The 13,184-nt window shown below is 65.3% G+C and carries 8 protein-coding genes; 7 read left to right on the forward strand and 1 reads right to left on the reverse strand.

Features of this window, described 5'->3' with window-relative positions:
* Positions 1-15 precede the first annotated feature (15 nt).
* The 7 genes from I9018_RS16235 to I9018_RS16265 all read left to right on the forward strand — a co-directional run bounded on the left by I9018_RS16235 (position 16) and on the right by I9018_RS16265 (position 12,232).
* Positions 16-5,517 (forward strand): non-ribosomal peptide synthetase, encoded by a 5,502-nt coding sequence (locus tag I9018_RS16235; protein ID WP_241106868.1) that lies wholly within the window; start codon positions 16-18, stop codon positions 5,515-5,517.
* Positions 5,514-6,839: a phenylacetate--CoA ligase family protein gene (locus tag I9018_RS16240; RefSeq protein ID WP_241106869.1), complete on the forward strand. Its 1,326-nt coding sequence runs from the start codon at positions 5,514-5,516 to the stop codon at positions 6,837-6,839. Before I9018_RS16235 ends, I9018_RS16240 begins: the two co-directional genes overlap by 4 nt.
* The gene (locus I9018_RS16245; protein ID WP_241106870.1) at positions 6,836-8,236 is read left to right on the forward strand and encodes an anthranilate synthase component I family protein; all 1,401 of its coding nucleotides are present in this window, start codon (positions 6,836-6,838) and stop codon (positions 8,234-8,236) included. The genes I9018_RS16240 and I9018_RS16245 overlap by 4 nt, the downstream gene beginning before the upstream one ends.
* On the forward strand, positions 8,233-8,817 hold the full coding sequence (locus I9018_RS16250; protein WP_068580010.1) for an aminodeoxychorismate/anthranilate synthase component II: 585 nt from the start codon (positions 8,233-8,235) through the stop codon (positions 8,815-8,817). Before I9018_RS16245 ends, I9018_RS16250 begins: the two co-directional genes overlap by 4 nt.
* A 71-nt stretch (positions 8,818-8,888) precedes the next feature.
* The gene (locus tag I9018_RS16255; RefSeq protein WP_068580013.1) at positions 8,889-10,313 is read left to right on the forward strand and encodes an MFS transporter; all 1,425 of its coding nucleotides are present in this window, start codon (positions 8,889-8,891) and stop codon (positions 10,311-10,313) included.
* A gap of 99 nt (positions 10,314-10,412) precedes the next feature.
* The gene (locus I9018_RS16260) at positions 10,413-11,594 is read left to right on the forward strand and encodes a condensation domain-containing protein (RefSeq protein ID WP_241106871.1); all 1,182 of its coding nucleotides are present in this window, start codon (positions 10,413-10,415) and stop codon (positions 11,592-11,594) included.
* Between the two features lie 191 nt (positions 11,595-11,785).
* Positions 11,786-12,232, forward strand: a complete 447-nt coding sequence (locus I9018_RS16265; protein ID WP_241106872.1) for a GNAT family N-acetyltransferase — start codon at positions 11,786-11,788, stop codon at positions 12,230-12,232.
* An 18-nt stretch (positions 12,233-12,250) separates the two neighbouring features.
* Here I9018_RS16265 and I9018_RS16270 read toward each other — a convergent pair whose 3' ends face one another.
* On the reverse strand, positions 12,251-13,081 hold the full coding sequence (locus I9018_RS16270) for an enoyl-CoA hydratase-related protein (RefSeq protein ID WP_241106873.1): 831 nt from the start codon (positions 13,079-13,081) through the stop codon (positions 12,251-12,253).
* Positions 13,082-13,184 lie beyond the last annotated feature (103 nt).

The following is a 13,184-nucleotide window of genomic DNA, read 5'->3' on the forward strand; positions in this document are numbered from 1 at the left end:
AAGATGAGGGACGACATGACATCACTACCCCCCGAAGCACCAGCGCTGCCAGGCAACGAGCGCAGCCTGTGGGACGCGTTCGCAAGCCCGACGGCCGGACAACCGGCCAGCGACACCCGGGAGCAGGAAGACCTTGCCCTGCCCCCTGGCCTGGCGGCCAGCATGAACGACCTGACAACGGTCGCTGCGATTCTGGGCTCGCTGCTCAGCCCCGAAGGCCGAGTCGCCCTGGGAGTCCACTCAGACGGCAAGTCATTGCAGCTGGGCGTCGATGGCACCGCTCTGAATCTGGCAGAAGACGCCCGGGCCTATATCGCCCAGTTGCGCGCTGACGCCGAAGCGGCCCAGGGCGAACCAGCCGTGCGCGCCGACATCGAGATCAGCGATGGCACCCACCTGCCACAGGCACAATCCCCGGTCTGGCTACTGGTGCAGGCAGGTCGCTGCCAGCTATCGGTACGCAGCGATCGCATGACCCCGGCCATGCGCCTGGAACTGCTTGAGCTGGTGCACTTCGCCTGCGCCCGAGTACTCGATCCCAAGGCCCTGCCGGCGGCTGCGCTGCAGCCTGCCTGCCCGGTTCCTGAGGAAACCACCCCCCGTGAATTTCTCGTGGAGCGCATCTACCGCCATGTACAGAGCAAGCCATCGGCGGTGGCGATCGTGGACGACAACAGCGGCCGTAGCCTGACCTACGCCGAGCTCTGGGACGCCTCCGAGGCGCTGGTCCAGCACATCCGCGAACGCGTCACTTCCCGCCGCTCGAGCCCGCGCCTGGCGCTGTTCCTGGAGCGCGGCTGGCAACACCTGGCCTCGATCATCGCTGTGCAGCGCATGGGGGGCACGTGCGTACTGATCGACCCGGCCCACCCCGATGAACGCATCCGCGCCTTTATCGAAGAATGCACTCCGCATGCGGTCCTGACCGCTGGCAGCACCAGCGAACGGGCCCGGGACCTGGTGACCTATCCGCAGTTGGATATCGACAAGGTGCAGGTACGCCCCAGCCACGTCGACTGGGAACATGGCAAGTGGGTCGAGACGACCAACGAAGCCTGCTTTATCGCCGGCACCTCCGGCAGCACCGGGCGGCCCAAGGCCGTGTGCCTGTCCTATCGCGGGATGGCCGCTACCCTGGATGCCATTATCGAACAGGCCGGGCTGGACGAGCACAGTCGCGGCTCCTGGCTGTCGTCGCCGGGCTACGGAATGGTCGAGGTCGATCCGTTGCCGGTCCTGTGCGCTGGCGGCACCGTCTGCATTCCGGGCCCGCAGGTGCTGCAGGACGTCAACCTGCTGGCACGCTGGCTGCTCGAAGGCGACATGAACCATACCCTGGCCATGACCTCCATCGCCGAAGCGCTGTGGGCCACGGGAATCCGCACCGGCCTGCGCACCATGCTGATCGCCGGTGAACGCTGCAAGCAATGGCCACCCACCGACCTGGGCTATCGGGTGATCAATGTCTATGGTTCGGCAGAGGCGGCGGTGGTTTCCATCGAAGACCTGAGTGCCCCGCGCCGCACCCTGCTGCCCTCGGTAGGACGGGCGATTCCCGGCGCCCAGATGTACGTGGTCGACCGCCATGGCCAGCAACTGGCGGCGCGTTGCGTGGGCGAGCTGATCATCACCGGCCAGACGCTGTCGGTGGGCTACGTGAACCCCGAGGACACGAAGAAAGCGTTTCGTGGCAACACCCTGGATACCACGTCCCCCCTGCAATACAGCACCGGCGATCGGGCACGGATGGCCGCCGATGGCACCGTGGAAATCTTCGGACGCACCGACTCGGTGGTCAAGATCCGCGGACATCGGGTCGACCTGACCGAACTGGAGATCACCGCGCTGCAAGTACCGGGCGTGGTGAAGGCCGCGGCCAACTGCTTGAGCAACGACCTGGGCGCGACCCTGGCCTTGTTCCTGGAGCTGGCGCCGGACGCCGTGGAGGTGGTCGCCCAGGTGCGCAAGCACCTGGCCACCCGCCTGCACCCGGCCGCGCAGCCTGGCCAGATCGTGACCGGCGCCCTGCCCCTGGGACGCAACGGCAAGGTCGACTACAGCGCGCTGCAGGTCGGCCCCATCGAACGCGATGCGAACCAGACCCTGTTTGTCCCGGTGACCCAGGCAGACCACGCTGTACGTGATTGCTGGCTGGCCTGGACGCTGTGCGAAGAAGCGACCCTGGAGTCGAGCTTCTTCGATGCCGGCGGCGACTCCCTGCGCGCCTTGCGCATGGTCGGCGAGCTGGCCTGCAAGCACGGCATCCATGTGCAGATGGGGGCATTCCTCGAGGAACCGGTACTGGCGAACCTGGTCCGCCTGGCCAACGCCTCGCGTGATACCCAGTTGCCGAAGTTCGAGCACCTGCCGGCGCAGCAGCAACTGCTGCCATTCGAACTCAATGAAAGCCAGCAGGCCTTGTGGATCGGCCGCGGCTCGTTCTACGACTACGGCGGCGTCGGTTGCCAGGGCTACTTCGAGTGGGAAGTCGAAGCCCTGGATCGCGAGCGCTTCACCCGGGCCGTGGGCTTGCTGGTCGAGCGCCATCCGATGCTGCGCATGACCATCGACGCCAGCGGTCGCCAGAGTATCGGCGATGTCGACGGGACCCAGGCGGTGGAGTTCGTCGACCTGAGCGCCATGGAGGCAGACCAGATCGAACTCGAGATCGATCGGGTCCGTGAACGCATGGCCAACGAAGAAATCGGCACCACCCAGTGGCCGCTGTTCCAGTTCCGCATCAGCCGCATCAGCGCCGCCACCAGTCGCGTGCACCTGTGCATCGACATGCTGATCGCCGACGCCTGGTCGATTTTCCAGGTGATCATCCCTGACCTGATCGACCTCTACCTGGAGGACGAGCCGCAGTTGCCGGTGCTCCAGACCAGCTTCCACGACTACGTCGCTTATCGCCAACTGGTGCTCAAGAGCGCCCAGTACCAGGCCGATCGCGAATACTGGCTGGACAAGATCAACCATCTGCCGGCGGCACCGCGCCTGCCGCAGCTGGAGCCGGGAGAGTTCGAGGGCCAGTCGCGCTTCGAACGGCACGAAGGCACTCTCGCCGTCGCTGCCTGGGAACGACTCCAGGCCAAGGCCCAGGCCCGCAACATCTCGCCATCCGGGGTGGTTGCACTGGCCTTGTGCGAAGTGTTGCGCTGCTGGAGCGAAGAGGATCGGTTCACCCTGAACTTCCCGGTCTCCGACCGGATGCCGGTCAGCGCCGATATCGACCAGGTCGTCGGGGACTTCACCAATACCCTGCTGGTGCCCTACGAAACCGCCGCCGGCGATACCCTGGAAGCTCGCGGCCAGCAATTGCAAGGCGCCATCTGGCAGGCGCTGGACCACCGGCTGTTCAACGGCGTCGAAGTGCTGCGCGAGTTGGCCCGGGTCCGGCGCAGCGGCGGTGCGCCGCTGATGCCAATCGTCCTCACCAGCCTGCTCGGACACCCCGGGCGCCACGACGCGGCCCGTCTTGGCCAGGAAGTCTACGGCGTTTCGCAGACGCCCCAGGTCACCCTGGATGTGCAGTTGCGCGAGTCCGAAGGCACCTTGTACTTCAAATGGGACTACCTCACCGGGGTCATTCGCCCCGAGGTCGTGGAAGCGATGTTCGGTGCTTTCTGCACCCTGTTGCAGCAATTGGCGGACGACAGCGAGATCTGGCAACGCACCTGGCTCGACCTGCGCCCTGGTGCACAGATCGAAGTGCGCGACGCGGTGAACGCGACCCAGGCCCCTGTACCGCCCGTCCATCTGCGTGACCTGCTGCTGGCACGGGTTGCCGAGCGCGCCGAAGAAGTCGCCGTCATCGATACCCTGGGCAGCTACAGCTGGGGCGAGATCGGTCGGGCCGCGGCCCGGATCGCCGCGATGATCCAGCAAGCCCATACGCCTGGCGAGCGCTTCGTCGGGATCGTGCTGCCCAAGGGCAGCGGGCACTACGCGGCCGTCTACGGCTGCTTGCTGGCCGGGGTCGGTTATGTACCGGTGGATATCGACCTGCCGTCCGAGCGTATCCGCTCGGTGTTGTCCCAGGCCGGGGTGACCACGGTCATCGCGGGCGCCGATACCCAGTTGCCCGAGCAGGTACAGCGACTGGTGCTGGCGGAGCAGGACCTGCGCGCCTGGGCCCAGCAGCACACTGACCTGGCACTGGCGCCGCTGGCGGCGGACTACTCGCCGTACGTGATCTTCACCTCCGGCTCCACCGGCAACCCCAAGGGCGTCGAGATTCCCGAGGTGGCGGTGGTCAACCATGTGTACGACGTCGTCGAGCGCTTCGGCCTGGACGCCTCAGCCCGCCACCTGGCCACAGCCGCGCTGCATTTCGACATGTCGGTCTTCGATATCTTCGGCCCCCTGCTGCATGGCGGCTCGGTGGTGGTGCCCGCCCAGGCGGCAGGGCCCGACCCGGATGCCTGGCTACGCCTGCAGCGTCGCCACGGCGTGACGTTCTGGGCTTGCGTGCCGGCCATCATGGACCTGCTGTGCAGCGTTGCAGAGACCGCGCGCAGCTTCTCGGCGGTGGAGTCGCTGGCCAACATCGTCATGGCGGGCGACTGGATCCCCATGCCGTTGCTGCCACGGGCCAGGGCGCTGTATCCGCAGGCACGGCTGTACTCCTGCGGCGGCCCTACCGAGACCACCAACTGGTCGGTGCTGCACGAGATCGACGAGCAGGAAGGCCAACTGGTGCGTTCGGTGATCTACGGCGCGCCAATGCGCAACTCGGCTTATCACATCATCGCCGGCGACTGGACCGATTGCCCGGACTGGGTTCCCGGGGAAATGCTGGTGGAAAGCGATATCTCCCTGGCCTGCGGCTACATCGGCCAACCGGAGCTGACCCGCAAGGCCTTTGTCCAGCATCCGCGCAGCGGGCGGCGCATGTACCGCACCGGCGACCTGGGACGCTACCTGCCCAACGGTGAGATCGAGATCCTGGGGCGTATCGACAACCAGATCAAACTCAACGGCCTGCGTATCGAGCTGGGTGAAATCGAGAGCGTGGCCGAGTCCTGCCCCGGCGTCTCGCGAGCCTGCGCCGTAGCGCTGCCGGGCCCGGACGGGCATCCCAAGCAGATCGCCCTGGTGTATGTCGGCGAGCCGGACCTGGCCTCGGCAATCACCCAGGCCCTGACCCTGCGGCTGCCTGCCTACATGGTGCCGAAGTCTGTCCAGCCGCTGACCCAATTGCCCCTGTCGAAGAACGGCAAGGTGGATGTACTTGCCCTGCGTGAACTCCTGAGGAATGACATGAAAGACTCCAATAGCAAGACTCCGCAAACCATCCTGCGCACCGTGATCCGAGTCATCGCCAGTCATTTGGAGGAGCCGGTGGTACTGCCCGAGGACAACTTCTTCGACCTGGGCGGCGATTCGCTGTCGGCGATGAAGATCAAGATCGAACTCGAGTCCCAGCTGTCCATCGCCGTGCCCCTGGAAAACCTCATGCTCACCGAGACCATCAGTGAGTTCGCCAGCAGCCTGAACGCGGGGAGCCAGCCATGATCAAGGACGCCCTGCACCAGCAATGGCTGGACGATGTGGACGCTTATCTGGAGGGGCGTACCACGCCACAGGAACTGGAGACCAAGGGGCAGTCGCGGGCCCGGGAAGTCTTGGACTATGTCCAGGAGCGCTCGGCGTTCTATGCCGCGCACCTGCGCTCGCAAGCCGGCAGCCCCAGTGCCCTGCCGGCGCTGGATGGCGTTCCCTTCACCACCAAGGATGACCTGCGCTGCGTGGGCCGCTCGGTTTGCAGCCTGCCATTCGACCAGATCGCGGTGTACTACGAGACCACCGGGACCACCGGGCTGCCGACCCCCTGCCCTCGGGCCGCGATCGATGTCGAGACCAGTGGAGCCTATGTACAGAAGGCCGTCGCCGATCTGTACCAATCGACCTTCGGCACCACCAACGCCCTGACGGCGATCATGGGTCCGTCGGAGTTGTATGCGTTCGGCGATACCTATGGCGAAGTCTGCCGCAACCTGGGGATTCCCTATGTGCGGCTGTGGCCGGAAAGCCCACGGGTCGGCCTGGCCAAGGCCGCCCAGTTGATCAGCGACCTGGGCGTACGCTCGCTGATTTGCTCGCCCGCCGTGGCCCTGGCCCTGGCCCGCCTCTATGTAAGCCAGGGCATCGATCCGCGCGAGACCGCAGTAGGCCAGATCATGGTGCTGGGCGAGCTGTGCACGCCACAGATGCTGAGCAATATCGCCCGGGTCTGGAACGCCCATTGCACCCATGGCCTGTACGGCTCCCAGGAAGCCCATGCGGTGGCCACCGGCTGCGCCAACGGCAACCTGCACTTCTCCGAAACCAACTACCTGGCGGAGATTCTCCCGGTCCCGGGCATGGAGGGCGATGTGGGCGAGCTGTGCCTGACGATGCTCGTGCCCGGGGCCAAGCCACTGATCCGCTATCGCACCGGCGACCTGGCGCGGCTGCATTCGGCCGAGGAATGCGGGTGCGGCAATCGCTCCCGTTGCCTGCGGGTCTTTGGCCGGGTGGGTGATGTGATGACCCTGGGCGGTCGCCAGGTGGTGCCGGCACTGATCGAATCGGCGGTGCTGGGTGCCGCCGAGTGGGTCTCTGGCTACGAAGTCAAGATCCGCACCGCCAGCGATGGCAGTGACCATGTCGAGGTATTGATGGTGGCGGGTATCGGCGAGCGCTCGGTGGCCCAGGTACAGGAACAGATGGCCAGCCAGTTCGGCACCTCGGTCCAGTTGCAACTGGAACAGAGCCTGGACCCACGGACCGAGACCGGGGCCTACATCTCCTGGAAGCACGCCCGTATCCGCGACCAACGGGAGTCGGCCCTGTGAGTTCATTACAAGCCATCCCCCTGTGGAGCGTGGAGCATCACGAGGTCGCCGACGCAGCGCCGGTCGCCCGGGTGCGCCGCGGCTTGCTCGGGCTCTATCCCTGTCCGGCGCTGTTCGAGACCGGTGCGGGCTTCCTGCCGGTCGACGGCAACCAGACCACTTTCATGATCGACCTTCTGCTGGAGTTCAAGCTGGTCAATGGTGCCTGGCACCTGTCGGCCAGCGAGCCCTTCGAATGGGCCCTGGCGGCCTGCGAGCAGGTACTCAACGATCCACAGTCGAGCCTGTGCGAACGCCTGCGGCGCGTGGCCCAGACCCTGGCGCTGCCTGAGGGTTTTCCACTGGTACTGGCCCTGGGCTACAGCGCCGCGCGCTTCGTCGAGAACCTGCCAGGAATGGCCATCGAGCAGGATGTGCCGGAAGTGCTGGTACGGGTCTACCGGCATGTGGTTCGCTACGAAGCCCCTCAAGGCCCGGCGCGGATCGATGTGCTCAACGCCGACGCGAATACGGGTGCGGACCTTGAGGCCCTGTTCGAGGTGCTTCGCCAGCCGCCTGCGGCATCGGCGCCTGGCCTCGCCGTGGACAGCGCCGTGGTCGAGGATGTCACCGATCGCGAAGGGTTCTGCGCGGCCGTTTCCCGGGCCAAGGAGTACATCCGTTCTGGTGATATCTACCAGGTGCAGCTGTGTCGCCGGGCGGTCTCGAATGCATCGATCGCCCCGGTGGATCTCTACGAACGCCTGGCATCGGTCAACCCGGCGCCCTACATGTACTACCTGGACCTTGCCGACCTGCATGTCGTGTCATCGAGCCCCGAGCTGATGATCCGCCTCCAGGACGGCGTGGCCCAGGTCCGCCCCATCGCCGGGACCATGAGTCGGGGGGACCTGCGTGGCAACGCGCTGGACAAGATTCCCAAGGAAGCCGCCGAGCACCTGATGCTCGTGGACCTGGCGCGCAACGACCTGGCTCGCTGCGCCGTCCCCGGGGGCGTGCAGGTGAGCTCGTTCATGCAGCAGGACACCTATGGGTCCCTGCTGCACCTGGTCTCGACCGTGGAAACCCGGGTGCGCGAGCACTGCGATGTCTGGGACCTGATCGTGGCCAACTTCCCGGCGGGCACCATGACCGGTGCCCCCAAGGTCCGGGCCATGGAGATCATCGCCGAACTGGAAGGCACCACTCGCGGGCTCTACACCGGTTGTGCCGGCTACATCACCGGGGCCAACAGCGCGGTGCTGGCGCTGACGATCCGTACGATCGTCGGTAATGCCGGGCACTACGTACTGCAGGCTGCCGCCGGCGTCGTCGCCGACTCCCGGGCCGAGGACGAATGGAACGAGGCGGGAGCGAAGATCCGTTCGTTTTCCCGAGCGATGGGGGCCTGCGCATGAAAGTGATGCTAATCGACGCCTTCGACAGCTTCGTCTATGTCATCGAGCAGTACTATTCGGCCGCCGGTGCGCAGACCAAGGTCGTTCGCGTCAACGACGACCCGCTTGCCCACTATCGGCAGTGGCAACCGCAGTTGCTGGTCCTGGGACCCGGCCCGGGTACTCCCGAGGACCATGGTTACCCGCAGATAATTCGTGCGATGGATGAACAGCAGGCTATTTTTGGTGTCTGCCTGGGGCACCAGGCACTGGGCGAACATTTTGGCTGGAAGCTCACTCGTGCGCCTACCACCGAACATGGCAAGTACGCCCAGGTCCATCACGACGCCAAGGGCATTTTCCAGGATGTGCCTTCGGCGCTCACCGTGGTGCGCTATCACTCGCTGGCGATCACCGAGCCGCCAACGCCCACCGCCCTGATGGCCACGGCCTATTCGGACGATGGCGTGAACATGGCGGCGCGGCACCGTACCCGGCCAATTGAAAGCGTGCAGTTTCACCCCGAGAGCATTGGTACCGACTACGGAATCCAAATGATCCGTAACTCGCTGGCCCTGGCCAGCGTCAACGCCATGAGCTGATCGCTCGAGGAAAAACCTGGGTGCCGGCCGGATGCCGGCCGACACCCATTACATCTAAGGATTGGATAGACATGACTCAAACACCCGAGAATGCAACGCTCAATGAAAAACGATGGCAGGCACTGGCTGTCATCTCGATCATCCAGCTGATCCTGCTGCTGGATGCCACCGTGGTGAACGTGGCACTGCCACGCATCAAGCACGAACTGGGGCTCACGGATGGGTCCCTGACCTGGGTAGTCAATGCCTACCTCATCACCGCCGGATCGCTCTTGCTGCTGGGCGGACGCATCGGCGACGCCTTTGGCGTACGTCGCACCTTCCAGGTCGGCGTGGTGATCTTCGGTGCATTTTCCTTGCTGGCGACCTTCGCCCAGGATGCCACGGTGCTGATCATCAGCCGTGCCGGACAAGGGGTGGGTGAAGCCCTGGCGTCGGCCACCGGCCTGGCCATGGTGTCGCTGCTGTTTCCTTCCGGCCCTGAACGCGGCAAGGCGTTTGGCATCTGGGCGGCATTGGGCGGCCTGGGCTCGATCATCGGCGTGCTGCTGTCCGGCGTACTGACTCACTACCTGTCCTGGCGCTGGGTCTTCGGGATCAACGTACCGGTCGTCCTGCTGCTGATCGTCGCCACCATGGTCATGATTCCCAAGTTCGCCCATCGCGTTTCCACTCCTCTGGACCTGGGCAACGCCTTGATCCTGGTGGTGGCCGTCGCCGCGACCGTCATGGCCGTGATGGGCTCCGGCGTCGAGCACCTGCCTGGACAACGGGTAGCACTCCTGGTGCTGGGCCTGCTGGGCATCGCCCTGGTACTGCGTCGTTGCAAGCGCTCGGAAAACGGCATCGTTCCTGCTCGCCTGATGACCCGCTCGCCGCGCCTGGCCGGCTACGCCATCGTGGCAATCCTGGCCGCGACCTCCGGTGCCTTGTTCTACCTGGGCGTGCTGTTGCTGCAGGAATACCTCGGCCTGAGCCCGATGCAGACTGGCCTGGCCTGGCTGCCGTTCTGCCTGGGCTTCTTCCCTGGGATCTTCCTTTGCCAGTTCGTCATGCAGCGTTGGAGCCCGCAGACCGCAGCGGTCGTGGGCCTGATGACCTCGGCAGTGGGTTTTGCCCTGTTTGCCTTTGGCGTGCCCCTGCACAGCTACTGGCTGGGCATGTTCCCCGCCATGCTGGTGACCTCCATTGGCTTTGGTTGTGTCGCACCGGTTGCACAGTCTCTGGCCACCAGTGACCTCAGTGAGGCAGACGCCGGTGCCGGCTCGGGCATCACCACCACCATCCAGCAGTTGTTCCAGGTGTTTGGCGTCAGCTCGCTGGCTGCCGTGGCCCTGGCTGTCTCCGATAACAGCGGTGCGCCGACCATTGCCGCCAACGGTTTCGTCAGCGCTTTCGCACTGTCGGCCCTGGCGATGTTCGGTGGTGCCTTGCTGATCTGGGCCGGGCGCAACGCCCTGGCTCTGGAGCCCGCCCCATCGAGCCCACAGGCATAGGTTATCGTCATGCATCAGAACTACCTGATCCCTCCCTTCAAGGGACCACTCGCGACGCTTGGCAGTGTCGCGGGACTGCGGGAAAAATGGACCGGGGCGATGCTTGACCAGACGGGGCGCGCCTATTGCGGCGCGCTGCGCCTGGACTTCAGCGCACAGTGTGACCAGGCACAGGTATTCGACGCCGTGGCCCAAACCCTGGCACGGCATCCGATCCTGGCGGCCCGATTCGAGATCGACGGCGAACAGCTGGTCGGCCATGCCCCCAGCGAGCCAGACTTGCGTCAAGCGTTGCGCGAGCAACTGGGCAAGGTGCAGGACGCCCTCACCGATCAGGACTTCCTGGCCTATCGGGCCCGGCAGGCCTCTGAGCCGGGACTGCGCATCGCCTCGGCCGTGGACCAGGACGGCCTGCACATCTGGATCGGCTTCTGGGTCTATACCTGCGACGGCGCATCGATCGATCTGCTGCTGGACGATATCGCCCGGCACTACCAGGGCCAGCCCCCGGTATCCGGCACCGCCTGGAACGACTATTGCCAGACCCAGCAACTGGCCGAACAGACGGTCAGCGCGGCGCAACAGCTGGAGGTCTACCCGCACACCGGCCCCTACGGGCTCGATGCACTGCGCACCAAAAGCAGTAGCGGCATGGGGCGCATGCAAAGCCTGAAGTTCACCAGCAACGTACCGCGCAGCAGGGTCCTGGCCTACGCCAAGGCCCAGCGCGTGACGCCGTTCGTGCTGTTGCTGGCGATCTACCAGCGGGCCATCAGTGCCGTGAGTGGCGTGAGCACCGTGGTGACCGGCGTGCCTTTCGCCAATCGCTCGGAAGCTGCGGCGCAGACGCTGGTGGGGCCGTTGTCCAACACGGTTCCAGTCAGCACCCGGCATGAGCCTGGCGAACCACTGGATGCGGTGATCAAGCGTGTACAGCGGGCGGTAATCAATGCCTCGGCTCGCCAGGGCATCGAACCGGCAGCGCTGTATCCCGAGGGCATGTCGACACGCACCGCCGGTTTCGAATTGCCGTTCGCGCAGTTGTTCAACGCCTGGAACTCGCGCAGCGCAGGCAGCCGTATCAGCCTGGGCAAGGAGCAGTGGATGAGCTTGCAACTGTTGCCGAACGACACCTGCCGCGTGGCCTTCGAGATCACCCTGGATGAGCACACCGAGGACATCTCGGGGCGAATCGACATGGACGCCGCCGCTTATGGAGACCAGGCCGGACGGGTTATCGAGCAGATTGTCCACGACCTGCAAGGTATCCCTCGCGACTGATTGGCCGCACCGGTAGGCAGGCAACGAGCAGAGCGCGGATCGAGCAGTCCCGCGCCCTTCCCGGCCGCAGCGAGGCTTGCGGTCCACACATGCTTTGCCAAAGCCAATGACGCGCCTTTGCGCACATCTGGCTTGACCCTCAGGGCCAAAGATCCCGAATATTCGGGATCTTCCGCTCGAGCGTACCGATCATGAACCGCATACGCCCCTACCAAGCCAATGACCTGGCGGCCTGCCTGGAGCTGTTCGACAGCAATACCCCGGCCTTCTTCGATCCGCTGGAGCGCGACGACTTCAAGCATTTCCTGGAGCACTCGCCAGGCTGTTTCCTGGTCATCGAGCGCGACCGGCAGATCGTCGCCTGCGGTGGTTATGCCATGCGCCCGGAGGATGCCACGGCCAGCCTGTGCTGGGGCATGGTCGACCAGGCGCTGCATGGCCAAGGCCTGGGACAGCAGTTGACCCAAGCCCGGCTCCTGGCCATCCGCGAGTTGGGCCAGGCCAGGACCGTGCGCATCAGCACCAGCCAGCACAGCCAGGGCTTCTACGCCAACCTGGGCTTCGTGCCGGGCAAGATCACCACCGACGGCCACGGCCCCGGCCTTGACTGCTGGGATATGCACTTGACGCTGGAATAGACGCCGGGCCCAGCAGCCTCAATCCCTGACGATTCCAGGTGTCCTGGGTGGTTGCCGGGTACGGTCGGGATGGTCGCGTTCGATGAACTGGCGCAGGCCCTCCCGGGTTTCGGCCTGATGCACCGAACGGTTGAAGCACTGGGCCTCGATCTTCAAGCCTTCGGCCAGCGGCAGGCCGTAGCCACGAATGGCTGCTTCCTTGTCCGTACGCAGTGCCGGCTGCGGCAGTTGTGCCAGGGCATTGGCCAGCTCCAGGGCCCGGGCCAGCGAATGCCCCTTGGGCACGACTTCATTGACCAGGCCAATGCGATAGGCCTCCTGGGCATCGATCACCTTGCCGGTGAGAATCAGCTCCAGCGCCCGGCCCATGCCGACGATCCGGGGCAGGCGCTGGGTCCCGCCATCCCCCAGGCCGATGTTCCAGCGCCGACAGGTCACGCCGAACGAGGCATGCTCCTCGGCGATGCGCATGTCGGCAAAACAGGCCCACTCCAGGCCGCCGGCATAGGCCACGCCATTGACCGCGGCGATGACCGGCTTGTACAGGTCGGTCCAGCGGCTGGGGCCGATAATGCCCGGGCGCTCGCCGCGATCATGGGCGGCAATCTCCTCGGGACTGTGGGGCACCAGTTGCGCCGCCGCCTTCAGATCGCCACCTGCGCAAAAGGCCTTGTCGCCAGTTCCGGTGATGATCGCCACCAGCGCCTGCTCGTCATCGCGAAAGCGCGTCCAGGCTTGCAGCAGTTCCAGATGGGTGGCAGGCCCGATGCAATTGCGCTGTTCGGGGCGGTTGAAGCGAATCACCACCACGGGTCCATGTTGCTCGTAGGCTATTTCACTGAATGTCATGGGCATGGGTTCCTTGGGTCCTGGGCCAGCATCGATTATAGGCAGCCTCAGGCATTGGCTCGGGCTGGCTGGCGCCGGGCCTCGTTCGCCGTTACGCTGCTGC

It is taken from the genome of Pseudomonas sp. MPFS (assembly GCF_022537035.1).
Lineage (GTDB): Bacteria > Pseudomonadota > Gammaproteobacteria > Pseudomonadales > Pseudomonadaceae > Aquipseudomonas > Aquipseudomonas sessilinigenes.

What these genes read in the sequence shown, in the direction of transcription:
- I9018_RS16260 (WP_241106871.1), top strand. Translation starts at nt 10,413, where the DNA reads ATGCTTGACCAGACGGGGCGCGCCTATTGCGGCGCGCTGCGCCTGGAC.
- I9018_RS16255 (WP_068580013.1), top strand. Translation starts at nt 8,889, where the DNA reads ATGACTCAAACACCCGAGAATGCAACGCTCAATGAAAAACGATGGCAG.
- I9018_RS16265 (WP_241106872.1), top strand. Translation starts at nt 11,786, where the DNA reads ATGAACCGCATACGCCCCTACCAAGCCAATGACCTGGCGGCCTGCCTG.
- I9018_RS16240 (WP_241106869.1), top strand. Translation starts at nt 5,514, where the DNA reads ATGATCAAGGACGCCCTGCACCAGCAATGGCTGGACGATGTGGACGCT.
- I9018_RS16250 (WP_068580010.1), top strand. Translation starts at nt 8,233, where the DNA reads ATGAAAGTGATGCTAATCGACGCCTTCGACAGCTTCGTCTATGTCATC.
- I9018_RS16270 (WP_241106873.1), bottom strand. Translation starts at nt 13,081, where the DNA reads ATGACATTCAGTGAAATAGCCTACGAGCAACATGGACCCGTGGTGGTG.
- I9018_RS16235 (WP_241106868.1), top strand. Translation starts at nt 16, where the DNA reads ATGACATCACTACCCCCCGAAGCACCAGCGCTGCCAGGCAACGAGCGC.